The organism is Pantoea sp. FN0305, from assembly GCF_050113845.1.
GTDB lineage: Bacteria > Pseudomonadota > Gammaproteobacteria > Enterobacterales > Enterobacteriaceae > Mixta > Mixta alhagi.
This window is the reverse complement of the sequence record NZ_JBNJSN010000006.1, coordinates 124,961-149,195: the sequence shown is the minus strand read 5'-3', so window position 1 is coordinate 149,195 and position 24,235 is coordinate 124,961. Positions and strand designations below refer to the sequence as shown.

Here is a 24,235-nt window from a genome sequence, read left to right as displayed (position 1 = left end):
TCACTAGTGCCATACCGTCGCTTTTGTTTGAGATTCATTCGCAGTGAAAGGGTATCAGGCTACTCACTATCCTTGCTATAAGAATGATGGTTTTCTCGTTCATAAGGTGTAAATGTTATCCACAGCGGTAAGCGGCGTCACACAAGACACAACACCAGAAGTCAAATCTGTTTAAACAGACTTATCCACAGGATAGGTTTCTCTTTGCTTGCATGAAGCCATTATTGTTTGCTTACAATATTCTGATAACCATTTGAAATATATGAATATGATAATATTTCAATTTGTTATGCTGGCCGCTTGCGCTTCTTGTTTCAGTTGAATGACAACGACTTTTTATTTTTATACACAGCTTGTGGAAAAGTCACTGCGCTTAACGCGGGTGATTATATAAGCAGTTATGCATCACGCGGCAATCCCTTTTCAATGGCGCGCACCAGACGTTTTTGCTGTGGTCGCTGCACCTCAATAGCGTTTTCTGCCCGTTTAATCTTTTGCTGCTCCAGCGCCCAGTGAATATGCTCATCCAGCATGGGATTTTCGCCCAGACGGCTGGAAAGCGCCGCGATATTTTCCGTATCCCAGGGCGCATTGCCCAGCGCGACGGCGATATTACGCAGCCAGCGTAAATGTCCGATACGGCGAATTGCCGAGCCTTCCGTAACACGTAAAAATTTCGCCTCATCCCAGGCAAAAAGCTCGGTTAACGGTGGCGCATGCAACGCGGCGCGCGGGCTAAAGTCATCCTCATCGCTTAACTGACCGAAACGATTCCACGGACAAATCAGCTGGCAATCATCGCAGCCGTAAATACGATTGCCGATAAGTGGGCGAAACGCCTCCGGGATCGCACCTTCCAGCTCAATTGTCAGGTAAGAGATGCAGCGGCGCGCATCCACCACATAAGGTTCAACAATCGCACCGGTTGGGCAAGTGGTGATACAGGCGACGCAGCGGCCACACTGTTCTTGCTGAGGGCGATCGACCGGCAGCGGCAAATCGATCAGCAGCTCGCCAAGGAAAAACCAGGAGCCCGCTTCGCGGTTAAGTATAAGTGAGTGCTTACCTGTCCAGCCGAGACCTGCTTTGGCCGCCAGCGGGCGTTCCAGAATTGGCGCTGAATCAACAAACGGGCGAAAATTAACCGTTTCGCAGCGCTCACGTATTAAATCGCCGAGCTTTTTCAGTCGATTGCGTAATACTTTGTGATAGTCGCGGCCTAAAGCGTAGCGGCTGACATAACCCAGGCGGGGATTTTTTAGCGTGCTGGCAAAGGCGGCTTTTGCCGGCAAATAATTCATCCGCACGCTAATTACGCGCAGGGTGCCTGGCAGCAGTTCATGCGGGCGGGCGCGCATCATGCCATGCCGCGCCATCCATTCCATCTCGCCATGATACTGCTTATCCAGCCAGGCCTGCAGACGCGGCTCTTCCAGGCTGAGATCGGTATCGCAAATGCCGACCTGCTGAAAGCCGAGCGACAGTCCCCACTGTTTTATATCCTGAGCAAGCTGTTGAAGATCGAGAGGGTGTGACATGACTGACCATACTGAGAGAGAAAACGCCCACAGTTTACCACACTCCGTGTGGCCTGCGCAGGCGCTGCGTCAGCTGGAAACCGAAGGCGCTGATCATCTTGGGATCACGCTTTATGAACTGATGCTGCGCGCCGGTCACGCTGCTTTTGATACGGTTCGCCAACGGTGGCCGCACGCCAGACACTGGCTAATATTATGCGGGCAGGGGAATAACGGCGGCGATGGCTATGTTATTGCGCGACTGGCGCAGGCGGCAGGCTGCCAGGTGACGCTGCTGGCCTGCGAAAGCAGCCGTCCGCTGCCGGAAGAGGCCCAAAGCGCGCGCGCGAGCTGGCTGGAGGCGGGCGGAGAAATTCATGCGGCGGATGCTATCTGGCCAGAGCAGGTAGATATTATCGTGGATGCGCTGCTTGGTACCGGACTAAATCGCGCGCCCGCTGCGCCTTATGATGCGTTGATTGAGAAGGCGAACCGGCATCCGGCACCGATATTTTCTGTGGATATGCCTTCCGGGCTGGTCGCGACCAATGGCAGCGCGCCGGGCGCGGTGATTGAAGCCGCCATGACGCTGGCGCTGGTGGCGCTTAAGCCTGGCCTGCTTACCGGCAAAGCGCGCGACTATGTCGGTGAGTTGCGTTATCACGCGCTGGGGCTGGAAGAGTGGCTTAGCGGCCAGCAGGCGCCAATGGCGCGCTACGATGCGCCATTCCTGCCCCACTGGCTCCAGCCGCGCCGTGCAACATCCCATAAAGGCGACCATGGACGCCTGCTCGTCGTGGGCGGCGATCGTGGAACGGCAGGAGCGATTCGCATGGCTGCAGAAGCGGCTTTACGCACCGGCGCGGGTTTAGTGCGAGTGCTTACTCACAAGGACAATATTATTCCCATTCCTGGCGCACGCCCGGAGATTATGGTTGATGAATTAACCGACGAGGCGCTACAGCAACAGCTGGAATGGGCCGATGTGATTGTTATCGGACCGGGACTCGGTCAGAAAGCGTGGGGTAAAAAAGCCCTCAGCCAGGTAAAAAATTCTCAGAAACCGATGCTATGGGATGCTGACGCACTTAACCTGCTGGCATTCAATCCCGATAAACGTCAGAATCGCATCATTACGCCGCACCCCGGTGAAGCAGCGCGGTTGCTGAACCTGAAAACCAAAGAAATTGAAAGTGACCGCTTACTTGCAGCTCAGCGTCTGGTGAAACGCTATGGCGGTGTCGTGGTGCTGAAAGGCGCGGGCACCATTATTGCCAGTGAGAGCGGAGAAATGGCGTTTGCCGATGTGGGAAATGCCGGCATGGCCTCGGGCGGTATGGGCGATGTTTTGTCGGGCATTATTGGCGCACTGTGCGGCCAGCATTTGACGCTGTATGATGCTGCCTGTGCGGGCTGTGTCGTACATGGAGCGGCAGCGGATGCTGTGGCGGCGCGCGTTGGCACGCGTGGTATGTTAGCCACTGACCTGTTTTCCGAGCTGTATCAATTCGTTAATCCTGAGATGTTAAACATTAAAGCATGAATACCTGTGTTATCGCATTGCCTGACGAGGCGGCAACCCTCGCTCTGGGCGCACATCTGGCCCGCGCCTGCGACAGCGCGGCGGTCATCTATCTTTATGGCGATTTAGGGGCAGGGAAAACCACCTTTAGTCGCGGCTTTTTACAGGCGTCAGGTCATCAGGGTAATGTCAAAAGCCCTACCTATACGCTGGTTGAGCCTTATCAGCAGCTTGCCCGGCCGGTTTATCATTTCGATCTCTATCGCCTGGCCGATCCGGAAGAACTGGAGTTTATGGGCATTCGCGACTATTTTGCAGGCGATGCCATCTGTCTGGTGGAGTGGCCGCAGCAGGGCGCGGGCGTGCTGCCTGAACCCGATCTCTCTTTGACGTTAAGCTACGTTAATCAGGCGCGCGAGGCGGCGCTGGTGGCGCATTCACCGCTGGGAGAACGCCTGATTTCACAGGTGTTAAACCATAAGGATTCCGCATAATGGCACGCATCAAGGTTATGCTGTTGATGCTGCTGTGCCTGTTATCCTGTACCACGCTGGCAGCTAACCTGTCCGATATTCAGGTATCAAACGGTAACACTCAGGCCACGATAACCCTTAGCTTTAACGGGCAGCCAGTCTACGGCTTTTTCCCGCTGCATAACCCGGATCGCGTGGTGCTGGATATTCGTCAGTCCGGCGTGATCAAAGGTTTGCCGCTTAATTTTAGCGGCGATAACCTGGTCAAGCGTATCCGCACCAGCCAGCCCAAAGATAACCAGAGCATTCGGTTGGTATTTGAATTGACGCAGCGCGGCAAAACCCGCGCATCCACGCAGCGCGACGGCAATAATTATAAAGTGGTATTTACCATTACCGGCAAGCCAGCCGCCGTTACGCCTGCGCCGGTCAGCAGCGCCCCACGCTCTCGCCCTCAGCCAACCGCACCGGCGCATAATCCCTTTGACGGCAATAAAGTGACGGCGGTGTCCAACACCAACAGTCGGGTTTCGCCGGGCCGGAGCAACAGCGTTGCCAGTGATACGGTGATTGTCGCCATTGATGCCGGACATGGCGGTCAGGATCCGGGCGCGATTGGCATGAACGGCCTGAAAGAGAAAAACGTCACTATCGCTATCGCCCGTAAGCTAAAAGCGATGCTTAATGACGATCCGATGTTTAAGGGCGTGTTAACCCGCGATGGCGACTATTTTATCTCGGTTATGGGGCGTTCCGATGTGGCGCGTAAGCAAAACGCCAATCTGCTGGTATCCATTCACGCGGATGCCGCACCGAACCGCAGCGCACGCGGCGCTTCAGTTTGGGTGCTGTCAAACCGACGAGCGAACAGCGAAATGGCCAACTGGCTGGAGCAGCATGAGAAACAGTCGGAACTGTTGGGCGGAGCGGGCGATTTGCTGGCCAACAGCCAGGCAGATCCCTATCTGAGCCAGGCGGTGCTGGATCTGCAGTTCGGTCATTCGCAGCGCGTGGGTTACGATGCGGCGACCAAAGTGATTCAACAGCTACAGCAGGTAGGGGCGCTGCATAAACGCCGACCTGAGCATGCCAGCCTTGGTGTACTGCGCTCGCCGGATATTCCGTCACTGCTGGTTGAGACGGGCTTTATCAGTAACCCTTCGGAGGAACGTCTGCTGGGCAGCAGTGCGTATCAGGAGAAGATTGCCAGGTCGATTTACCGTGGCCTGCGTAATTATTTCCTGGCGCATCCGTTACAATCTGTCCCAAAGCAGGAAAACCGACCGTTGGTGTCCTCAACGGCGGTTGAAGCAGAAGCGAACAGCAGCCGCTCCTCGCTAAGCTATAGCGGCCCGGTGAAGCGTCATGTGGTAAAGCGTGGCGAGACGTTGTCTGGTATTGCGGCGCACTATGGCGTTTCGATGAGCACCCTGACGCAGCTGAACAAGCTTAAAAAACAGAGCGTTTGGGTAGGCCAACGGCTTAAAGTACCGACCAGCGGCACGGTAAGCTCAGCGGCAAACCGTGGTCCGCTGCGTCATAAAGTGGTGCGCGGTGACTCGCTGACCGCTATCGCGGTACACTATGGCGTCAGCGCGCAGGCTATTATGCAGGTCAATAATATGAAGTCGACTAACGTTATGCTGGGACAAACGCTGAAAATCCCCGCCTCCTGATAATAGCTTTGCTTGCCGCGCGTTTGTTTCTCGCCAGCCTCTACGGAGGCTGGCGCCATTTCCGCCCGATTAAGGATACTGCGCTATGCCCATTCAGATCCTGCCTCCTCAGTTGGCTAACCAGATTGCTGCCGGTGAAGTGGTTGAACGTCCAGCGTCGGTGGTGAAAGAACTGGTTGAGAACAGCCTTGATGCTGGCGCCACGCGCATTGATATTGATATCGAAAAAGGCGGCGCAAAGCTGATCCGCATCCGTGATAACGGCTGCGGCATCGATAAGGAAGAGCTGGCTATGGCGCTGGCGCGTCACGCCACCAGTAAAATTACCTCGCTGGATGATTTAGAAGCGATCATGAGCCTCGGCTTTCGCGGTGAGGCGCTGGCCAGTATTAGCTCGGTTTCACGTCTGACGCTAACCTCGCGCACCGCCGATCAAAACGAAGCCTGGCAGGCGTACGCGGAAGGGCGCGATATGACGGTCACGGTAAAACCGGCAGCGCATCCGGTCGGCACCACGCTGGAAGTGCTCGATCTCTTCTACAATACGCCCGCCCGACGCAAGTTCCTGCGTACAGAGAAAACCGAGTTCACCCATATCGATGAAGTGGTGCGCCGGATTGCGCTGGCACGCTTTGATATCGCCATTTCCCTGACGCACAACGGTAAACTGGTGCGACAGTATCGTGCGGCGACCCAGGAGAGCCAGCAGCTGCGGCGTCTGGGCGCAATCTGTGGCGCAACCTTTATGGAACATGCGCTGAAAATCGAATGGCAGCATGGCGATTTAATTCTGCGCGGCTGGGTTGCCGATCCGGCTGGCGCACGTCAGATCAGCGAGCTGCAGTACTGTTATGTAAATGGCCGCATGATGCGCGATAAGCTAATCAATCATGCGATCCGCCAGGCCTATCAGGAAAAGATAAGCGGAGAGCATCAGCCCGCCTATGTGCTCTATCTGCATATCGATCCTCATCAGGTGGATGTGAATGTGCATCCTGCCAAGCATGAGGTACGTTTCCACCAGTCACGCCTGGTACATGATTTTATCTATCAGGGCGTGATTTGCGCCTTGCAGGAAAGCGGGGCGGAAAGTCTGCCGTTAACCGCAGAATCAGAGACGCAGCCGCGCTGGCAGCCGGAGAATCGCCCGGCAGCGGGCGGTAATCATTTCTCCAGCCCGCCTTCGACGCCAGAGGCAGTACGCCCGCCAACGCAGCTGTCGTCGCGTCATCTTGATTCCCCGACGGAGCACCACGCCGCGCAACCGGCAGGGGCGGCTGCGCGTGGGAACCACGGCGGCGGAACGGCGCGCGCCGCCGGCGGCCCGTCAGGCTGGCCGCAGCAGCAGCCGGGCTATCAAAAGCGCGAAGGCGCGCTTTACCAGCAACTGTTGCAAACGCCCGCACCCCGCACAGAAGAAGCCGCGCCTGTCACATCGCCTGCGGCGGGCCCGGCACCTTTACCCGCGCATAGCCAAAGCCTGGGACGACTACTCACCGTGCTGCATGATAACTATGCGGTGGTGGAGCGTCAGGGCGGACTGGCTCTGGTGGCCTTGCCCGTTGCGGCGCGCTGGCTAAGGCAGGCTCAGCTGGAGCCGGGAACGGAAGGATTGAAACCGCAGCCGCTGCTGATTCCGGTGCGGCTAAAGCTGGCTGCGCCAGAGCGTCAGGCGATGCAGCAGCGTACCGAATTGTTGCAACAGTTTGGTATTGATTTGCAAAGTGATGGACAGCATGTGACTCTGCGCGCGGTGCCTTTACCTTTGCGCCAACAAAATTTACAAAACTTGATTCCAGAACTGTTAGGCTATCTCGCCCGTCAGCAGGAAATTTCTTCGGGCCAGCTTGCACAATGGCTGGCACGACAGGCTGAGGCTGAGCTTACGCCCTGGAATCACTCGCGGGCGATTGCGCTGCTGGCGGAAGTCGAACGGCTTTGTCCGGCGCTATTAAAATCGCCGCCTCCAGGTTTATTACAACCGATCGACACAGAAACGGCGTTAAGCGCTCTGAAGCATGAGTGAAAGTGAAATGGCGGGCCGGCCTAAGGCTATTTTTCTGATGGGGCCAACGGCCTCTGGCAAGACAGCGTTAGCGATGTCGCTACGTCAACGCTTGCCGGTTGAGCTGATTAGCGTGGATTCTGCTCTGATTTACCGTGGTATGGATATTGGCACCGCCAAGCCAACTGCGGAAGAGCTGGCGTTGGCGCCTCATCGTCTGCTGGACATTCGCGATCCGTTGGAAGCCTACTCGGCTGCTGACTTTCGGCGTGATGCGCTGGCGGAAATGGCGGATATCGTTTCAAAAGGGCGAATTCCGTTGCTTGTTGGTGGAACCATGCTCTATTTCAAAGCGCTACTGGAAGGATTGTCGCCGTTGCCCTCGGCCGATCCGGAAGTACGCGAACGAATTGAGCAAACGGCGCGTGAACAGGGTTGGGACACGCTGCACCGTCAGTTATGTGACATCGATCCCGTTGCTGGTGCTCGTATTCATCCGAATGATCCCCAGAGACTCTCGCGAGCACTGGAAGTTTTTTTCATTTCGGGTAAAACTTTAACGGAACTGACGAAAACCGCGGGTGAGGCTTTGCCTTACGATGTGGTTCAGTTTGCTATCGCTCCGGCGAGCCGTGAATTATTGCATCAGCGTATTGCGTTACGTTTTGAGCAAATGCTGGCTTCAGGTTTTGAAGCGGAAGCGCGTGCGCTGTTTGCACGAGGAGATTTGCATACGGATTTGCCTTCCATTCGTTGTGTTGGCTATCGCCAGATGTGGTCATACCTTGAAGGCGACATTAATTACGACGAAATGGTTTATCGGGGAATTTGCGCCACCCGGCAACTCGCGAAGCGCCAGATTACCTGGCTTAGAGGCTGGCAGAATGTTCACTGGCTTGACAGCGAACATCCAGAGCTGGCTCTCAGCAAGGTATTACAGGTTCTTGGTGCGAACCTTGGGTGAATGTGTACAATTGAACCGTTATCGTGCGCAAATTTTTTTACGCAGTATTTAGAGCCGTAGGGTTCTCAGTAATAAACAACAAGCATATAAGGAAAAGATAGAATGGCTAAGGGGCAATCATTACAAGACCCGTTCCTGAACGCACTGCGTCGCGAGCGTGTTCCGGTTTCAATTTATTTGGTGAATGGTATCAAACTGCAAGGTCAAATTGAGTCTTTCGATCAGTTTGTTATTTTGTTGAAGAATACGGTAAGCCAGATGGTGTATAAGCACGCTATCTCCACCGTTGTCCCGTCCCGTGCAGTCTCCCATCATAGCAACAATGCAGGTGGCAGCAGCAACTATCATCACGGCGGCAATAATCAGGCAGCGCAATCGCAGCCACAACAGCAAGACGGTGACAGCGCTGAGTAAGCCTTTTCATCGTTCTGCCAAAACGGGGAATGCATTAATGACCTTCCCCGTTTTGGTCAATCTATTAGAGAGGTTTAAGCTTGTTTGACCGTTATGATGCCGGTGAGCAGGCCGTACTGGTACACATCTGGTTCTCGCAAGACAAAGAGACGGAAGACCTGCAAGAATTTGAAACGCTGGTCTCTTCCTCAGGCGTCGAAGCGCTGCGCGTGATAACCGGTAGCCGCAAAGCGCCACATCCCAAATATTTTGTCGGTGAAGGTAAAGCTGTCGAAATCGCTGAAGCGGTGAAAGAGACCGGAGCATCAGTGGTGCTGTTCGATCATGCTTTGTCACCCGCTCAGGAACGTAATCTTGAGCGTCTATGCGAATGCCGTGTGCTGGACCGCACGGGATTGATTCTGGATATTTTTGCCCAGCGCGCCCGCACTCACGAAGGTAAATTACAGGTAGAGCTGGCTCAGCTTCGCCATCTCGCTACGCGTCTGGTACGTGGCTGGACCCACCTTGAGCGTCAAAAAGGGGGGATAGGCCTGCGCGGACCGGGTGAAACCCAATTAGAAACTGACCGCCGGTTGCTGCGTAATCGTATCAGTCAGATTTTGTCGCGCCTGGAACGCGTAGAAAAACAGCGTGAACAGGGGCGTCAGGCACGTGCCAAAGCGGATATTCCAACGGTTTCGTTGGTGGGCTATACCAACGCCGGAAAATCCACGCTGTTTAATAGCGTCACCTCTGCGAATGTTTATGCCGCCGACCAGCTATTTGCTACTCTCGATCCAACGCTGCGCCGTATCGACGTCGCGGATGTGGGCGAGGTGGTTCTGGCCGATACGGTAGGCTTTATCCGTCATCTGCCGCATGACCTGGTCGCAGCCTTTAAAGCGACGCTGCAGGAAACGCGCGAAGCAACGCTACTGCTGCATGTTATCGACGCTGCCGATGTCCGGCTCGATGAAAATATCGAAGCGGTAGAGGCGGTGCTGGAAGAGATCGAAGCCGATGATATTCCCGTACTGCAGGTAATGAACAAGATCGATATGCTGGACGGCTTTGAGCCGCGCATCGATCGCAACGATGAAAACCAACCGGTTCGGGTCTGGCTCTCTGCCCAAACGGGCGTAGGTTTGCCGCTGCTGTTTCAGGCGCTAACCGAACGGCTCTCTGGTGAAATCGTACAGCAGCAGCTGCGTTTGCCTCCTGAACTGGGACGTCTGCGTAGCCGTTTTTATCAGCTGCAGGCGATTGAGAAAGAATGGAATGAAGAGGATGGCAGCGTAAGTATGATGATACGCATGCCCATTGTTGACTGGCGCCGCCTGTGCAAACAGGAACCGACGCTGGTGGATTATATTGTTTGAATGATGTTGCCTGAGAGGCGTATCCCGGACTGGGATACCACCGCACACACAATAAATGGAGTATAAACATGGCGTGGAATCAGCCCGGGAATAACGGACAAGACCGCGACCCGTGGGGAAGCAGCAATAATAAAGGCGGCAACTCTGGGGGTAATAAAGGAGGACGCGATCAGGGACCTCCCGATCTCGACGATATCTTCCGTAAGCTGAGCAAAAAGCTTGGCGGTCTGGGTGGCGGCAACAAGGGCGGCGATAGCTCGCGCAGCTCAGGTAACGGCGGTAAGCTGGTTGGTATTGTGGCCGTAGCGGCCGTGGTTATCTGGGCCGCAAGCGGCTTCTATACCATCAAAGAAGCGGAGCGAGGCGTGGTGACGCGCTTTGGTCAGTTTAGCCATCTTGTTGAGCCGGGCCTGAACTGGAAACCGACCTTTATCGATCAGGTTCGTGCCGTTAACGTTGAAGCGGTGCGTGAACTGGCTGCTTCTGGCGTGATGCTGACGTCGGACGAAAACGTGGTGCGCGTTGAGATGAACGTGCAGTATCGCGTGACCGATCCGGAGCGCTATCTGTTTGCGGTCACCAGTGCTGATGACAGCCTGCGTCAGGCCACCGACAGCGCGCTACGTGGCGTTATCGGCCGCTCCAGCATGGATCGTATTTTGACTGAAGGACGTACCGTGGTGCGTAGCGAAACGCAGCGCGAAATCGATGAGACCATTCGTCCTTACGACATGGGTATTACCGTGCTGGACGTAAACTTCCAGGCGGCGCGTCCGCCAGAAGAAGTGAAGGCCGCGTTTGATGATGCGATTGCCGCCCGTGAAAACCGCGAGCAGTACGTTCGCGAAGCAGAAGCCTATGCGAATGAAGTTCAGCCGCGCGCTAACGGTCAGGCGCAGCGTATTCTGGAAGAGGCACGCGCGTATAAATCCCGCACCGTGTTAGAGGCTCAGGGTGAAGTCGCGCGCTTCGCTAAAATTCTGCCGGAATACAAAGCCGCACCGGAAATTACCAAAGAACGTTTGTATATCGAAACCATGGAGCGCGTGCTGAGCGGTACACGTAAGGTTTTGGTAAACAGCAACAACAATAATCTGATGGTGTTGCCGCTGGATCAACTGATGCGGGGCGCGGGTTCAACCAATGCCGCTGGCAGCCAGGAGAGTAGCAGCCTGATGCGTCTGCCGCCGGCGACCGGCAGCAACGATCGCGCCAACAGCGGTTCGTCCTTCTCACAGGATGACATTATGCAAAGCCGCCGTGCTAACGCACAGCGCAATGACACCCAGCGCGAAGGGAGAGAGTAAGCGATGCGTAAGCCATTAATCGTATTAATTATCGTTGTGCTGGTGGTGCTTTACGCGTCATTGTTTGTGGTTCAGGAAGGTCAGCGTGGAATCGTGCTGCGTTTCGGCAAAGTTCTGCGTGATGATGAAAACAAGCCGCAGGTTTTTGAACCGGGCCTGCATTTCAAAATTCCGTTCCTGGAGTCGGTGAAGACGCTCGACGCACGTATCCAGACCATGAATAACCAGGCCGATCGCTTTGTGACCAAAGAGAAAAAGGATCTGATTGTGGATTCTTATATCAAATGGCGCATCAGCGACTTTAGCCGTTACTACCTGGCAACCGGCGGCGGTGATATTTCACAGGCCGAAGTGCTGCTGAAGCGTAAATTCAGTGACCGTCTGCGTTCAGAAATGGGCCGTCTTGATGTTAAAGACATTGTGACCGATTCCCGTGGACGCCTGACCACTGACGTACGCGATGCGCTGAACACCGGTAGCGCCGGACGTGATGATGAAGTCCAGACCCCGGCAGCGGATGATGCTATTGCCAGTGCGGCAGCGCGCGTAGAGCGTGAAACCAACAGCAGCGGACCGGCAATTAACCCGAACAGTATGGCTGCGTTGGGTATTGAGGTGGTTGATGTGCGCATTAAGCAGATCAACCTGCCAACTGAGGTTTCCGATGCGATTTACAACCGTATGCGCGCTGAGCGTGAAGCGGTAGCGCGTAGTCAGCGTTCGCAAGGTCAGGAAGAGGCAGAAAAATTGCGTGCTCAGGCGGACTATCAGGTCACCCGCACTCTGGCAGAAGCGCAGCGTGAAGCTTTAATCACACGTGGTGAAGGCGATGCCGAAACGGCTAAGCTGTATGCCGATGCGTTTAGTCAGGATCCCGATTTCTACGCCTTTATTCGTAGCCTGCGCGCCTATGAGAAGAGCTTCAATAACAATCAGGATGTGATGGTGTTAAGCCCGGACAGTGATTTCTTCCGTTATATGAAATCGCCTTCTGGTGCCGCAACACGCTAAACCCGTGAAAAGAGCCGACAGCCTGTCGGCTCTTTTTTTGCCTCTTTTTCGGCTCCCGCTTCTTTATCGCACAACGTGATCCCCCTGTTTAGCCTGATAAAATTCAACAGATGACGTCATGATATATCCCGTCACTCTTTTTACATCCGCTTCAGCTAACCCTGTATTTACTGATTCTGTATCCGTGTGCATAATCGCCTGCTTCTGCCCGTTTGCTACTGAGAAATAATGAATACAACCATTTGGATGGCGCTGGCGTTAGTGCTGGTATTAGAAGGCCTTGGGCCAATGCTGTGGCCGCGTGTCTGGCGGCGTATGATCCTGGCCATGGCACAATTACCGGATCGTCTGCTGCATCGCTTTGGCGGTGGGATTGTGGTGGCTGGCGCGGTGGTTTACTACATGTTGAGTGTTCACGGCGGCAGTTAATGCCATATCCAGGAAAGGCTTTTCACAGAGGCAAAATGGCAGGGAACGCCTGGTGAAATCAGCCGTAAAAAACTGCGCAATCGTATGCTAAAAGTGCTGAAAGTGGAAAATCATGGTGGTAGAATCCTTTTTTAAGCAATCGGTGGTTTCAAAAAAATGGGTAAGAACGTTGTCGTACTGGGCACCCAATGGGGTGACGAAGGCAAAGGTAAGATTGTTGACCTTCTGACAGAGCGCGCTAAATACGTTGTGCGCTATCAAGGCGGCCATAATGCGGGTCATACGCTTGTCATCAACGGTGAAAAAACCGTTCTCCACTTAATTCCTTCTGGCATCCTGCGTGAAAACGTCACCAGCATCATCGGCAACGGTGTAGTGCTGTCTCCGGCTGCGCTGATGAAAGAGATGAAAGGTCTGGAAGAACGCGGCGTCCCGGTACGTGAACGTCTGTTAATTTCTGAAGCTTGCCCGTTGATTCTGCAATATCATGTTGCGATGGATGTGGCGCGTGAAAAAGCGCGTGGCGCGAAGGCGATCGGCACCACCGGACGCGGCATCGGCCCCGCTTATGAAGATAAAGTTGCCCGCCGTGGCCTGCGCGTAGGCGATCTGTTTAACAAAGAAACCTTCGCCGTGAAGCTGAAAGAGATCGTTGATTTCTACAACTTCCAGCTGGTTCACTACTACAAAACAGATGCGGTCGACTATGACACCGTGTTGAAAGATGTCATGGAAGTCGCTGATATTCTGACCAGCATGGTTGTTGATGTCTCCGATCTGCTGGATAATGCGCGCAAGCGTGGCGACCTGATCATGTTTGAAGGCGCTCAGGGTACGCTGTTGGATATCGATCACGGCACCTACCCGTACGTGACTTCCTCTAATACCACCGCAGGCGGCGTAGCTACCGGCTCTGGTATTGGCCCGCGTTACGTTGATTATGTGCTGGGTATTATCAAAGCCTACTCAACCCGCGTTGGCGCCGGTCCGTTCCCGACCGAGCTGTTTGATGAAACCGGCGAGTTCCTGTGTGAAAAAGGCAATGAGTTTGGTGCCACCACCGGGCGTCGTCGTCGTACCGGCTGGCTGGATATCGTTGCCGTGCGCCGTGCGGTGCAGATTAACTCGCTGTCTGGCTTCTGCATGACCAAACTGGATGTGCTGGACGGGCTGAAAGAGGTTAAAATCTGCATTGGCTATCGTATGCCGGATGGACGTGAAGTGACCACGACACCGCTGGCTGCAGAAGGTTGGGAAGGCATTGAGCCGATCTATGAAACCCTGCCAGGCTGGAGCGAAAGCACGTTTGGCGCGAAGTCCGTTGATGCGCTGCCGCAAACCGCACGTGATTACATCAAGCGTGTTGAAGAACTGACGGGCGTACCGGTTGATATCATCTCTACCGGCCCGGACCGCAGCGAAACCATGATCCTGCGCCATCCATTTGACGCCTGATTATGTAAAAGGCCGGACACGCTCCGGCCTTTATCTTCTGACTTACTGCAGACGCACCGCGCTTTATTCCCATCCTTTTGCTTACCGCTTTTTCCTGAAATCCGGCTTGCTTAAAAAAATGCCCTTAATCTTATGGGCTGGTTTATCATCATTAGATAATAATTATGCTAAACGGATGAAATTCACCGGAAATTCACCGAGGTTATTGTGCAACTGACGAGCTTTACCGATTTTGGCCTGCGTGCGCTGATTTACATGGCGTCTTTACCCGCCGGGCAGATGACGAATATTACCCAGGTTACCGACACTTACGGCGTGTCGCGCAACCATATGGTCAAAATCATTAACCAACTGAGTCGTCTGGGCTATGTGGCTGCCGTTCGTGGCAAAAACGGTGGCATTCGCCTCGGAAAACCGGCATCAGAGATTGTTATTGGGCATGTTGTTCGGCAAATGGAGCCACTACAGCTGGTGAACTGTGATGCTTGCGCTATCACTTCCGCCTGCCGTCTACGTCAGGCGTTGAAAACCGCCACCGAACAATTTTTGCGTGAGCTGGACAACTACACGTTGGCCGATCTGGTGAAGGATAACCATCCGCTTTATAAAATTTTATTGCCGGAGCCTGGGATCCCCACGCTAACCGGCTACTGACAACGGAGGAACCGCTATGTCAAAAGATCCTTTTCAGGAAAGAGAAGCTGAAAAATATGAAAACCCTATTCCCAGCCGCGAATTTATCCTCGCCCATTTAGAAAAACGTGAAAAACCTGCCAGCCGGGAAGAGTTGGCTGTTGAAATGAACATTAGCGGTGAAGAGCAGCTTGAAGCGCTGCGCCGCCGACTGCGTGCCATGGAGCGTGACGGGCAACTGGTGTTCACTCGTCGTCAATGTTATGTGCTGCCTGAACGCCTGGATCTGCTGCGCGGTAAAGTAATGGGTCATCGCGATGGCTACGGCTTCCTGCGCGTGGAAGGGCAAAAAGATGATCTCTATCTCTCCGCTGAACAGATGAAGTTCTGCATGCACGGCGACGTTATCCTGGCGCAGCCGCTGGGTGCCGATCGTAAAGGCCGCCGTGAGGCTCGTGTGGTCCGTGTACTTGAGCCGCGTAACAGCCAGATTGTTGGCCGCTATTTTACCGAAGCTGGCGTGGGCTTTGTGGTACCGGATGACAGTCGTCTGAGCTTCGATATTTTGATCCCGCCGGAAGAGATCATGAATGCGCGTATGGGCTCGGTGGTAGTGGTCGAGCTGGTGCAGCGCTCAACGCGTCGTACCAAAGCCATTGGCAAGATTACCGAAGTGCTGGGTGACAATATGGGCACCGGGCTGGCGGTGGATATGGCGCTGCGTACGCATGAAATCCCGCACGTCTGGCCGGCAGAGGTAGAAGAGCAGGTCGCTAAACTGCGTGAAGAGGTGCCGGAAGAGGCGAAGCAGGGCCGCGTGGATTTACGCCAGCTGCCGCTGGTAACCATCGACGGTGAAGATGCCCGCGACTTTGATGATGCGGTTTACTGCGAGAAAAAACGTGGCGGCGGCTGGCGTTTATGGGTTGCGATTGCAGACGTCAGCTATTACGTGCGCCCCGGCACGCCGCTGGACAACGAAGCGCATAATCGCGGCACCTCGGTTTATTTCCCGTCGCAGGTCGTCCCGATGCTGCCGGAAGTGCTCTCTAACGGCCTCTGTTCTCTGAACCCGCAGGTAGATCGTCTCTGCATGGTCTGCGAAATGACCATCTCCTCCAGCGGTAAGCTGACCGGCTATAAGCACTATGAAGCGGTGATGAATTCCCATGCGCGTCTGACCTACACCAAAGTCTGGTCGATTTTGCAGGGCAATCCGGAGCTGCGTGAACAGTATGCGCCGCTGGTGGGTCATCTCGAAGAGCTGCACCGTATGTATGAAGTGCTGGAAAAAGCGCGTGAGCAGCGCGGCGGCATCTCTTTCGAAACGGACGAAGCGAAATTTATTTTCAACGCCGAACGCCGTATTGAGCGCGTGGAGCGCACCGTACGTAACGATGCCCATAAGCTGATTGAAGAGTGCATGATCCTCGCCAACATCGCCTCGGCACGTTTCGTTGAGAAGCATAACGAGCCTGCGCTGTTCCGCGATCACGATCGCCCCAGCGATGAGAGCATTAAAAGCTTCCGCTCGGTGCTGGCTGAACTGGGCCTGTCGCTGCCTGGCGGCAACAAGCCGCAGCCGCTGGACTATGCCGAACTGCTGGAAACCATCGCTGACCGTCCCGATCACGAAATGCTGCAAACCATGCTGCTGCGCTCCATGAAGCAGGCGGTTTACGATCCGGAAAACCGTGGTCACTTCGGCCTGGCGCTCGCCTCCTATGCGCACTTTACGTCACCGATCCGCCGCTATCCCGATCTGCTGCTGCATCGGGCGATTAAGTATCTGCTGGCGCAACAGCAGGGCACGCTGCAGGGCAACAGCACGCCGACCGGCGGCTATCACTATGAAATGCAGCAGATGCTGCAGCTGGGCCTGCACTGCTCCTTAACCGAACGCCGTGCTGATGAAGCCACGCGTGACGTCGCTGACTGGCTGAAGTGTGACTTTATGCAGGATCAGGTGGGCAACACCTTTACCGGCGTGATTGCCAGCGTAACCGGCTTTGGCTTCTTTGTCCGTCTGAACGATCTGTTTATCGATGGGCTGGTGCATGTGTCGACGCTGGATAACGACTATTACCGCTTTGATGCGGTAGGGCAGCGCCTGATTGGCGAATCTGGCGGACGCACTTATCGTCTCGGCGATACCGTAGAAGTACGCGTTGAGGCGGTGCATATGGACGAGCGTAAAATCGACTTTGCGCTGATCTCCAGCCAGCGCAGCCCGCGCGGCGAAGGCAAAACCGCGCGTGAGAAGGCGAAGAAAGGCGCTTCCGGCAGCCATAACAAGCGCCGCCGCGAAATGCGGAAAACCGCGAATTTCGAGCCGGATGCAGCGTTCCGTGGCGACAAAAAACCTGCGAAGCCAAAAGGCGAGAAAAAAGCGAAAAAACCGTCGGAAAAAACGCGTAAAATCGCCGCCGCAACCAAAGCTAAGCGTGCATCGAAGAAAAAAGAGGCATAAGCGGTAACAGGCAATCCCTGTCGCGCCGCAGGCCAAAGGGCGGCAGGGCCGCCCGTAACCAGCATCGGATAACATATGAGTGAAGTAGTTTTCGGCATTCACGCCGTACAGGCGCTTTTAGAGCGCGATCCGCAACGTTTCCAGCAGGTCTGGATCCTGAAAGGCCGTGACGATCGTCGTCTGCAGTCGCTGATTACTGCGCTGGAAGCGCAGGGGATCGTGATTCAGGTTGCTACGCGCCAGTGGCTCGACAGTAAATCAGAAGGCGCTGTGCATCAGGGTATCGTGGCGCAGGTAAAACCAGGAAGGCAGTATCAGGAAGGCGATCTGCCGGATCTGCTGGCGTCGATTGAATCGCCGCTGCTGTTGATCCTGGATGGCGTCACCGATCCGCATAACCTTGGTGCCTGCCTGCGCAGTGCGGATGCCGCTGGCGTGCATGCGGTTATCGTACCGAAAGATCGTTCTGCTGCGCTGAACGCCACGGCGAAAAAAGTTGCCAGCGGCGCGGCGGAGAATGTCCCGCTGATTCGGGTGACCAACCTGGCGCGCACCATGCGTCTGCTGCAGGAGTATCATGTCTGGATTGTCGGCACTGCAGGCGAAGCGACCCATGAAATATGGGAAAGCAAAATGACCGGTCCGCTGGCACTGGTGATGGGCGCGGAAGGCGAAGGCATGCGCCGTCTGACGCGTGAGCACTGTGATGATCTGATCAAACTGCCTATGGCGGGCAGCGTCTCTTCACTGAACGTTTCGGTAGCGACCGGCATTTGCCTGTTTGAAGCGGTACGTCAGCGTCGCGGCTGATCGCTGCGGGGCGTGATGAGCGCCCCGAATATCCTCTCTGTTACGGGCATCTTCTGCGGCTTTCTGCATAATGACTCTACTGCTGGATAATTCAAAGCCCTGGCCGCTGGCTCATCGGGCTTTCCGCATGGAGATTCCCGCTTATGTCCGTTACCCATACCGTTTTTAATCAGCCTCGCCCACTCAGCAATAGCAACCTGTTTCTTTCCGATACGCCGCTGCGTGAAGCCGTGGCGCGCTTTGGTGCGAACTGGGACCAGGATCTGCTGGCATCGGTAGGGCAGCAGCTTGGCAGCAGCGAGTCGCTGGAGCTGGGAAGGCTGGCTAACGCTTTTCCCCCTGAGCTGCTGCGCTACGACGCGCGCGGCGAACGGCTGGATGATTTACGCTTTCATCCTGCCTGGCACCTGTTGATGCAGGGGCTGTGCGCTAACCGCGTGCATAACCTGCCCTGGCAGGCCGGGGCGCGCTCAGGCGCGTTTGTGGCCCGCGCTGCGCGTTTTATCCTGCACGGGCAGGTAGAAGCTGGCACGCTTTGCCCTGTTACCATGACTTTTGGCGCGACGCCGCTGTTGCAGACCAGCCTGCCGTCCCTGTTTGCCGACTGGCTGCCGCCGTTATTAAGCGATCGTTACGATGCACACCTCCACGCTGCGCCGCAAAAGCGCGGGCTGCTGATCGGCATGGGCATGACGGAAAAGCAGGGCGGTACCGATGTCCTGAGCAATACCACGCGCGCAGAACCTGTTGCAGCGCGCGGTAACGGCGAGAGTTATCGTCTTACCGGCCATAAATGGTTCTTTTCTGTGCCGCAGAGTGATGCGCATCTGGTGCTGGCGCAGGCGCCGGGCGGCATCAGCTGTTTTTTCTTGCCGCGCCTGCTGCCGGACGGTACGCGCAACGCGGTACGCATTGAACGCCTGAAAGATAAGTTGGGCAATCGCTCTAACGCCAGCAGTGAAGTAGAGTTTGACGGCGCAACAGGCTGGCTGTTAGGCGACGAAGGCGACGGCGTGCGTCAAATTTTAAGAATGGGCGGCTATACCCGTTTCGACTGTGCGCTGGGCAGCCATAGCCTGATGCGGCGCGCCTTCTCAGTGGCGCTCTATCATGCGCATCAGCGTCAGATGATGGGAAAAACGCTGGTTGAGCAACCGCTGATGCGTCAGCAGCTCTGTCAGCAGGCGCTGCAGCTGGAAGGGCAGACCGCCCTGTTAATGCGTATCGCTCATGCCTTTTCGCAACCGGCGGATGAACAGCAGCGTGCTTATGTGCGTCTGTTTACGCCTGCCGCGAAGTTTGCAGTGTGCAAAAACGCGACGCCTTTCATCGCTCAGGCGATGGAGATATTAGGCGGCATCGGCTATTGCGAAGAGAGTGAGCTACCGCGTCTTTATCGCGAAGCGCCGGTAAACAGCATCTGGGAAGGCGCAGGTAATGTTATGTGTCTGGATGTGCTGCGGGTGTTGAGAAAGCAGCCAGCGGTAACAGAGATGCTGGCTGCTCAGTTTGATGAGGTTAAAGGCCTTAACCGCCATTTCGATAGCTGCTGGCGTCAGCTCAAACTGCGGCTGCGGAAGCCGCAGGAGGCGCAGGCGCGCGCGATAACCAGTCAGCTGGTGTTATTAGCGACTGGCCAACAGCTTTTGACCACCCTGGAACCGCCGTTGGCGGATGCCTGGTGTCAGCACTTTTTAGATACGCGCGGCGCGGTATCTGTTGCAAACGCTGTTGGCGAACGTTTATTGCTGCGTGCCAGCGGTGGATGAGCCCGCCGGGCCATACAGCACCGCTGAGGCGTACCACATTCCCGGCATCACCGTTTCGCTGAGCGCCACTATCTGATAATAGGTGGCGCCAGCCTGATTGGCCTTTCGCGCAATTTCGCGCTGGGCATCGTCCGGCGAGCCGCGCGTAGTGCTGGTAATGCTGCCCAGCCTTGGCAGGTTAGCGGTCTGCGCCCGGTGAATCTCTTGGGCCTGCGGCAACGGCGGCGGCGGCGCTTCCGGCGTCGAACGCAGCGTACTGCAGGCGCTTAAGGTCAGAGTTAACAGCAGTAAAGGCCAGTAACGCATCGTAAACTCCTCACGGTAGGGGATCGCTAAAGTGTATGCGATCCCCACTGTTCCGTTAGCCTTTCAGGGTAAAAACACTCACCAGCTCGGTCAGATGATGACCTTTTTTGCTAAGCTCATGCGCTGTTTCTTCTGACTGGGCCACCAGCTCGGTATTTTGATGCGTTGCCTGACCGATCTGCGTCATCGCGATATTGACCTGACCGATCCCGGCGGACTGCTCCTGAGAGGCGATATTAATTTCGCCCATCAGCGCTTTAACCTGCTCAATGCGGGTAACAATATTTTCCATCGCGCTGCGCGTTTGTTCGGACAGGATATGGCCCTGATTCACGCTGCTAATGGAGTTACTGATCAGCCCATCGATCTCCTTCGCTGCCTGCGCGCTACGGCTCGCCAGCGCGCGGACTTCAGCCGCAACAACCGCAAACCCTTTACCATGCTCGCCTGCGCGTGCTGCTTCTACCGCTGCGTTCAGTGCGAGGATATTGGTCTGAAAGGCAATGGATTCAATGACGTGGGTGATATCAGCAATGCTCTGTGAGGAGACCTTGATCGCCGACATGGTATTGACCGAGTGCGCGACCGTTTCGCCGCCTTGCTGCACGGCGCTTGCGGCTTCCGCTACCAGCTGTAGCGCCTGCGCAACGTTCTCCGCATTCTGTCCAACGGTAGCGCCCAACTGCTCCATACTGGCGGAGGTTTCTTCTACGCTGCTGGCCTGGCGGGTAATTTGCTCGCTGATATTTTCACTGCTGACGGCAATCGCGTCGGTGCCCTGACTAATATCCTGCGCGGCGGTGCGCACCTGGGAAACGATTCGTTCCAGCCCGTCACCGATGCCGTTGATGGCGGTAATCAGCTGGCCTACCTCATCTTTACGCTGCGTTTGCAACGTTGCCTGCAGGTTGCCGTCCGCATACTGTTCAGCCAGATGGATCACCTTCTGTAGCGGAACGCTAACCCAGCGGCGCGTGATAACGACAAAACCTACGGCAAACAGGATCACCAGTCCCATCCCAAGCAGCAGGAAAGTATTGCGGGCCGAAGTAATGGGCGCCAGCAGGCTGTCTTTATCCACATCACCAAGAATGATCCAGTTCCAGCCAGGCAGATGCTGCCAGGCAACGATACGCGGTTCGCCATCCTGTACCGTTTCCAGCGTGCCGCTCTGCTGGGTGGTGAGCTGCTGCATGGTTTCCGGCGACCAGTGCGCCATTTTCCCCTCTTCTTGCGGATGGAACAGCCAGGTACCGCGAGAAGTTCCTGCCGCGCCGTTCATCACCATAAAGCGGCCGGTATCGCTGAAGGACTTATCCAGCACTTTATCGCGCATCAGCGCGATCTGCTTACCGATCTCCACGCCGACAAACAGGATGCCAACAACCGTCCCGCTGGCATCTTTTACCGGCTGGTACTGGGTGATGTAGCGTTTGCCGAACAGGGAGGCCAGGCCGCGATACGCTTCACCTTTACTTACCTGGGCGAAGGCCGGGCTTTGGCGATCGAGCTGAGTTCCCATCGCACGCGAACCGTCTTCTTTCAGCAGTGAGGTGGCAACACGCACGTAGTTATCGCCGTCACGGACAAAAATCGTTGAAATAGCGCCGGTACGCGCTAAAAAGTCATCAACAACGGTTTCATCCAGATTCAGGGTTTTTAACCCGGCGCGTAAAGTTGGCGTAGAGAAGTCGCCTACCGTAATACGAGCGCTTTCATCACGGCTAAACTCTTTCGGCAGGAAGCTTTGGAACAGCCTGGTATAATTGGCTACTTCTTCGCTTAGCGTGGCGTTAAACATGCCCGCCATGTCGCCAATCCCTGCCACCTGGTTTTGCATATTTTCCAGCGTTAATGCCTGCAGCTGTTTGGCTGCATTATTGCTTAAAGCGAGCGTGAGGATGAAAAACAGCACGGCCACGCTCAACGAGGTCATGACAGACAGCTTGACGCCCAAACTGGCGCGGCTGAGTGAGAGACGCTTCATGAGTTCTACCTTTTGGTAATATTATGGGATCTCGTTAAACGGCAAAAAATGATGAATTTTTACCCTACAAACTGCAGGGAGAAGGATCTTTTTTTCTGCAGCTGATTGAGAAATCGCGCAATCCCTTATAATCAAAGGCTATTTTCCATGCATAGTGAGCGGATCATGACGGCAATGACGCAGAAAAAAATCCCCACAGGTAGGGCGATCGATATTGTTACCGAATCTTTTAGCGGCATTGAGTGCCTGCATGCCGCGCCGGCTGGTCAGCGCGCTACCGCTCTGCCTGTGGTGATTTTCTGGCATGGTTACCTCTCATCCAAAGAAGTCTATGCCTGGGCTGCCGTCGCGCTGGCGCAGGCAGGCTTTCGCGTGATTATGCCGGATGCCGATCAGCATGGTTCCCGTTATGGCGGCAACAGCGCATACCGGCTGGCCCATTTCTGGGATATTTTGCGCAGCAGTATCGATGAGCTGCCGCAGCTGGAAGCCGCGTTGCGAACGCAAGGCTTAATAGCCGAAGGCCGCTTCGGCGTGGCGGGCGCTTCAATGGGCGGCATGACCGCGTTAGGGGCCATGGCGCGCTATCCGCATATTAACCGCGTCGCCTGCCTGATGGGATCGGGCTATTTTATGTCGTTAAGTCAGACGCTCTTTCCGCCCTTGCAGGCAGAAACGCCGGAAGAGCAGGCGGAACGGGCGCGCCTGCTGGCACCGCTCGCCGGATACGATCCCAGCCGTCAGCTGGAGCGGCTGGCGGATCGTCCGCTGCTGCTGTGGCATGGCGAAGCGGATGACGTTGTTCCGGCAGCGGAAACTCAACGGTTGGTTCAGGCGCTGACCAGCGCGCAGCTTGACCAGCAGCTTAGCTGGCTAACTGAACCAGGAGTAGGGCATAAAATAACGCCGCAGGCGTTAGAGGCGCTGGTCAGTTTTTTCGCATCTCTTTGATAGTTGAGATGAAGGGCGCAGGCGGGAGAGCATAATGCGCTGCCGCCCCGACCCGGCGCTTTTTTTCCGTGATTCCCGCTTGAGTTTCCCCCGCCATGCCAGTATGATTACGCGTCAATTTTTTCAGCCGTACACTTAAAACGTTCCTTGCTTCCATGGGCCGCGGTTGACCCTGACAGGAGGCTGAATAATCCGTAAGGAGCAAATTCGATGCGTCATTACGAAATCGTCTTTATGGTTCATCCTGACCAGAGCGAACAAGTTCCGGGCATGATCGAGCGCTACACTGGTGCCATCACTGGTGCAGAAGGTAAGATTCACCGTCTGGAAGACTGGGGTCGCCGTCAGCTGGCTTACCCGATCAACAAACTGCACAAAGCGCATTACGTTCTGCTGAACGTAGAAGCACCGCAGGAAGTGATCGATGAGCTGGAAACTAACTTCCGCTTCAACGACGCCGTTATCCGCAGCATGGTTATGCGTACCAAAAACGCAGTAACCGAAGCATCTCCGATGGTTAAAGCGAAAGACGAGCGCCGTGAGCGTCGTGAAGATTTCGCTAACGAAACCTCTGACGATGCAGATGCCGGGGATTCTGAAGAGTAATCGACCGTGACGGCGAACCGGCTGCGTTTGTCTGGCACTGTGTGTCGGGCACCGTTGCAAAAAATAAGTCCGTCAGGGATTCCACACTGCCAGCTGGTGCTTGAGCATCGCTCGCAGCAGGAAGAGGCCGGATTCTTCCGGCAGGCCTGGTGTCGTATGCCCGTGATTATTAGCGGTAAGACGCATCAGGTGATTACTCAACATATAACGGTCGGCACGCAGCTTACCATTGAAGGCTTTATTTGCAGTCATCAAGGGCGCAATGGCCTCAGTAAAATTGTGCTGCATGCCGAGCAGATTGAATTGATAGATTCTGGAGACTAGCCAAATGGCACGTTATTTCCGTCGTCGCAAGTTCTGCCGTTTCACCGCGGAAGGCGTTCAAGAGATCGACTACAAAGATATCGCTACGCTGAAAAACTACATCACTGAAAGCGGTAAGATTGTACCGAGCCGTATCACCGGTACTCGCGCCAAATACCAGCGTCAGCTGGCTCGTGCTATCAAGCGCGCGCGCTACCTGTCTTTGCTGCCGTACACTGATCGTCATCAGTAATCGGCCACTGTCC

Annotated in this window: 22 protein-coding genes; 19 read left to right on the top strand and 3 right to left on the bottom strand. The window is 55.4% G+C overall.

The annotated features are described in order from the left end of the window. Window positions 1–398 precede the first annotated feature (398 nt). The gene (gene queG, locus ACQE3Y_RS13575) at window positions 399–1,538 is read right to left on the bottom strand and encodes a tRNA epoxyqueuosine(34) reductase QueG (protein ID WP_250650971.1); all 1,140 of its coding nucleotides are present in this window, start codon (window positions 1,536–1,538) and stop codon (window positions 399–401) included. Between queG and nnr the strand changes: the two genes are divergently transcribed. The 15 genes from nnr (at window position 1,537) to ACQE3Y_RS13500 (ending at window position 19,816) form a co-directional block, all read left to right on the top strand. Then, window positions 1,537–3,060, top strand: a complete 1,524-nt coding sequence (gene nnr, locus ACQE3Y_RS13570) for a bifunctional ADP-dependent NAD(P)H-hydrate dehydratase/NAD(P)H-hydrate epimerase (RefSeq protein ID WP_426981885.1) — start codon at window positions 1,537–1,539, stop codon at window positions 3,058–3,060. The two genes, queG and nnr, sit on opposite strands and share 2 nt — an antisense overlap. Then, on the top strand, window positions 3,057–3,533 hold the full coding sequence (tsaE, locus tag ACQE3Y_RS13565) for a tRNA (adenosine(37)-N6)-threonylcarbamoyltransferase complex ATPase subunit type 1 TsaE (protein WP_426973249.1): 477 nt from the start codon (window positions 3,057–3,059) through the stop codon (window positions 3,531–3,533). The genes nnr and tsaE overlap by 4 nt, the downstream gene beginning before the upstream one ends. Beyond that, complete coding sequence (amiB, locus tag ACQE3Y_RS13560; protein ID WP_426973251.1) at window positions 3,533–5,188, top strand: N-acetylmuramoyl-L-alanine amidase AmiB; 1,656 nt, start codon at window positions 3,533–3,535, stop codon at window positions 5,186–5,188. The genes tsaE and amiB overlap by 1 nt, the downstream gene beginning before the upstream one ends. An 85-nt stretch (window positions 5,189–5,273) precedes the next feature. Further along, the gene (mutL, locus tag ACQE3Y_RS13555) at window positions 5,274–7,214 is read left to right on the top strand and encodes a DNA mismatch repair endonuclease MutL (protein WP_426981884.1); all 1,941 of its coding nucleotides are present in this window, start codon (window positions 5,274–5,276) and stop codon (window positions 7,212–7,214) included. Next, complete coding sequence (miaA, locus tag ACQE3Y_RS13550) at window positions 7,207–8,157, top strand: tRNA (adenosine(37)-N6)-dimethylallyltransferase MiaA (protein ID WP_426981883.1); 951 nt, start codon at window positions 7,207–7,209, stop codon at window positions 8,155–8,157. The genes mutL and miaA overlap by 8 nt, the downstream gene beginning before the upstream one ends. Before the next feature lie 102 nt (window positions 8,158–8,259). Further along, the gene (gene hfq / locus ACQE3Y_RS13545) at window positions 8,260–8,571 is read left to right on the top strand and encodes an RNA chaperone Hfq (protein ID WP_103059170.1); all 312 of its coding nucleotides are present in this window, start codon (window positions 8,260–8,262) and stop codon (window positions 8,569–8,571) included. Between the two features lie 80 nt (window positions 8,572–8,651). Next, window positions 8,652–9,932 carry a ribosome rescue GTPase HflX gene (hflX, locus tag ACQE3Y_RS13540; protein WP_426973256.1) on the top strand — a complete coding sequence of 427 codons (1,281 nt, stop codon included), beginning with the start codon at window positions 8,652–8,654 and terminating at the stop codon, window positions 9,930–9,932. 68 nt (window positions 9,933–10,000) lie between these two features. Beyond that, window positions 10,001–11,239: an FtsH protease activity modulator HflK gene (gene hflK, locus ACQE3Y_RS13535; protein WP_250650965.1), complete on the top strand. Its 1,239-nt coding sequence runs from the start codon at window positions 10,001–10,003 to the stop codon at window positions 11,237–11,239. Between the two features lie 3 nt (window positions 11,240–11,242). Next, complete coding sequence (hflC, locus tag ACQE3Y_RS13530; protein ID WP_250650964.1) at window positions 11,243–12,250, top strand: protease modulator HflC; 1,008 nt, start codon at window positions 11,243–11,245, stop codon at window positions 12,248–12,250. A gap of 228 nt (window positions 12,251–12,478) precedes the next feature. Continuing rightward, window positions 12,479–12,679: a DUF2065 domain-containing protein gene (locus ACQE3Y_RS13525; protein ID WP_085069869.1), complete on the top strand. Its 201-nt coding sequence runs from the start codon at window positions 12,479–12,481 to the stop codon at window positions 12,677–12,679. A gap of 156 nt (window positions 12,680–12,835) precedes the next feature. Then, complete coding sequence (locus ACQE3Y_RS13520) at window positions 12,836–14,134, top strand: adenylosuccinate synthase (protein ID WP_085069870.1); 1,299 nt, start codon at window positions 12,836–12,838, stop codon at window positions 14,132–14,134. Window positions 14,135–14,341: 207 nt separating this feature from the next. Then, complete coding sequence (gene nsrR / locus ACQE3Y_RS13515; RefSeq protein ID WP_426973259.1) at window positions 14,342–14,788, top strand: nitric oxide-sensing transcriptional repressor NsrR; 447 nt, start codon at window positions 14,342–14,344, stop codon at window positions 14,786–14,788. Between the two features lie 16 nt (window positions 14,789–14,804). Then, window positions 14,805–17,237, top strand: a complete 2,433-nt coding sequence (rnr, locus tag ACQE3Y_RS13510) for a ribonuclease R (protein ID WP_426973260.1) — start codon at window positions 14,805–14,807, stop codon at window positions 17,235–17,237. A 75-nt stretch (window positions 17,238–17,312) separates the two neighbouring features. After that, a complete protein-coding gene (rlmB, locus tag ACQE3Y_RS13505) occupies window positions 17,313–18,047 on the top strand; it encodes a 23S rRNA (guanosine(2251)-2'-O)-methyltransferase RlmB (RefSeq protein WP_085069873.1) in 735 nt (244 codons plus the stop codon). Window positions 18,048–18,190: 143 nt separating this feature from the next. Then, a complete protein-coding gene (locus ACQE3Y_RS13500) occupies window positions 18,191–19,816 on the top strand; it encodes an isovaleryl-CoA dehydrogenase (protein WP_426973261.1) in 1,626 nt (541 codons plus the stop codon). Here ACQE3Y_RS13500 and bsmA read toward each other — a convergent pair. Continuing rightward, entirely contained in the window at window positions 19,790–20,122 is a 333-nt protein-coding gene (gene bsmA / locus ACQE3Y_RS13495; protein WP_426973262.1) for a biofilm peroxide resistance protein BsmA, read from the bottom strand. The genes ACQE3Y_RS13500 and bsmA overlap by 27 nt on opposite strands. Window positions 20,123–20,177: 55 nt before the next feature. After that, entirely contained in the window at window positions 20,178–22,109 is a 1,932-nt protein-coding gene (locus ACQE3Y_RS13490) for a methyl-accepting chemotaxis protein (protein ID WP_426981882.1), read from the bottom strand. Between the two features lie 174 nt (window positions 22,110–22,283). On the opposite strand from ACQE3Y_RS13490, the gene yjfP reads away from it, so the two are divergent. From yjfP to rpsR, 4 genes are all read left to right on the top strand, one after another. Further along, the gene (gene yjfP, locus ACQE3Y_RS13485) at window positions 22,284–23,060 is read left to right on the top strand and encodes an esterase (protein ID WP_426981881.1); all 777 of its coding nucleotides are present in this window, start codon (window positions 22,284–22,286) and stop codon (window positions 23,058–23,060) included. 210 nt (window positions 23,061–23,270) lie between these two features. Continuing rightward, window positions 23,271–23,666: a 30S ribosomal protein S6 gene (gene rpsF, locus ACQE3Y_RS13480; protein ID WP_104958681.1), complete on the top strand. Its 396-nt coding sequence runs from the start codon at window positions 23,271–23,273 to the stop codon at window positions 23,664–23,666. Between the two features lie 6 nt (window positions 23,667–23,672). Next, entirely contained in the window at window positions 23,673–23,990 is a 318-nt protein-coding gene (gene priB / locus ACQE3Y_RS13475) for a primosomal replication protein N (RefSeq protein WP_085069878.1), read from the top strand. Window positions 23,991–23,994: 4 nt separating this feature from the next. After that, complete coding sequence (rpsR, locus tag ACQE3Y_RS13470; protein ID WP_000135199.1) at window positions 23,995–24,222, top strand: 30S ribosomal protein S18; 228 nt, start codon at window positions 23,995–23,997, stop codon at window positions 24,220–24,222. The last annotated feature ends 13 nt before the right edge of the window (window positions 24,223–24,235 follow it).

Bases quoted from the DNA above. Each gene is read 5' to 3' on its own strand.
- ACQE3Y_RS13520 (WP_085069870.1), top strand. From the start codon at position 12,836: ATGGGTAAGAACGTTGTCGTACTGGGCACCCAATGGGGTGACGAAGGC.
- ACQE3Y_RS13525 (WP_085069869.1), top strand. From the start codon at position 12,479: ATGAATACAACCATTTGGATGGCGCTGGCGTTAGTGCTGGTATTAGAA.
- hflK (WP_250650965.1), top strand. From the start codon at position 10,001: ATGGCGTGGAATCAGCCCGGGAATAACGGACAAGACCGCGACCCGTGG.
- amiB (WP_426973251.1), top strand. From the start codon at position 3,533: ATGGCACGCATCAAGGTTATGCTGTTGATGCTGCTGTGCCTGTTATCC.
- rnr (WP_426973260.1), top strand. From the start codon at position 14,805: ATGTCAAAAGATCCTTTTCAGGAAAGAGAAGCTGAAAAATATGAAAAC.
- miaA (WP_426981883.1), top strand. From the start codon at position 7,207: ATGAGTGAAAGTGAAATGGCGGGCCGGCCTAAGGCTATTTTTCTGATG.
- mutL (WP_426981884.1), top strand. From the start codon at position 5,274: ATGCCCATTCAGATCCTGCCTCCTCAGTTGGCTAACCAGATTGCTGCC.
- rlmB (WP_085069873.1), top strand. From the start codon at position 17,313: ATGAGTGAAGTAGTTTTCGGCATTCACGCCGTACAGGCGCTTTTAGAG.
- hfq (WP_103059170.1), top strand. From the start codon at position 8,260: ATGGCTAAGGGGCAATCATTACAAGACCCGTTCCTGAACGCACTGCGT.
- rpsF (WP_104958681.1), top strand. From the start codon at position 23,271: ATGCGTCATTACGAAATCGTCTTTATGGTTCATCCTGACCAGAGCGAA.
- hflC (WP_250650964.1), top strand. From the start codon at position 11,243: ATGCGTAAGCCATTAATCGTATTAATTATCGTTGTGCTGGTGGTGCTT.
- nnr (WP_426981885.1), top strand. From the start codon at position 1,537: ATGACTGACCATACTGAGAGAGAAAACGCCCACAGTTTACCACACTCC.
- ACQE3Y_RS13490 (WP_426981882.1), bottom strand. From the start codon at position 22,109: ATGAAGCGTCTCTCACTCAGCCGCGCCAGTTTGGGCGTCAAGCTGTCT.
- tsaE (WP_426973249.1), top strand. From the start codon at position 3,057: ATGAATACCTGTGTTATCGCATTGCCTGACGAGGCGGCAACCCTCGCT.
- rpsR (WP_000135199.1), top strand. From the start codon at position 23,995: ATGGCACGTTATTTCCGTCGTCGCAAGTTCTGCCGTTTCACCGCGGAA.
- queG (WP_250650971.1), bottom strand. From the start codon at position 1,538: ATGTCACACCCTCTCGATCTTCAACAGCTTGCTCAGGATATAAAACAG.
- ACQE3Y_RS13500 (WP_426973261.1), top strand. From the start codon at position 18,191: ATGTCCGTTACCCATACCGTTTTTAATCAGCCTCGCCCACTCAGCAAT.
- bsmA (WP_426973262.1), bottom strand. From the start codon at position 20,122: ATGCGTTACTGGCCTTTACTGCTGTTAACTCTGACCTTAAGCGCCTGC.
- yjfP (WP_426981881.1), top strand. From the start codon at position 22,284: ATGACGCAGAAAAAAATCCCCACAGGTAGGGCGATCGATATTGTTACC.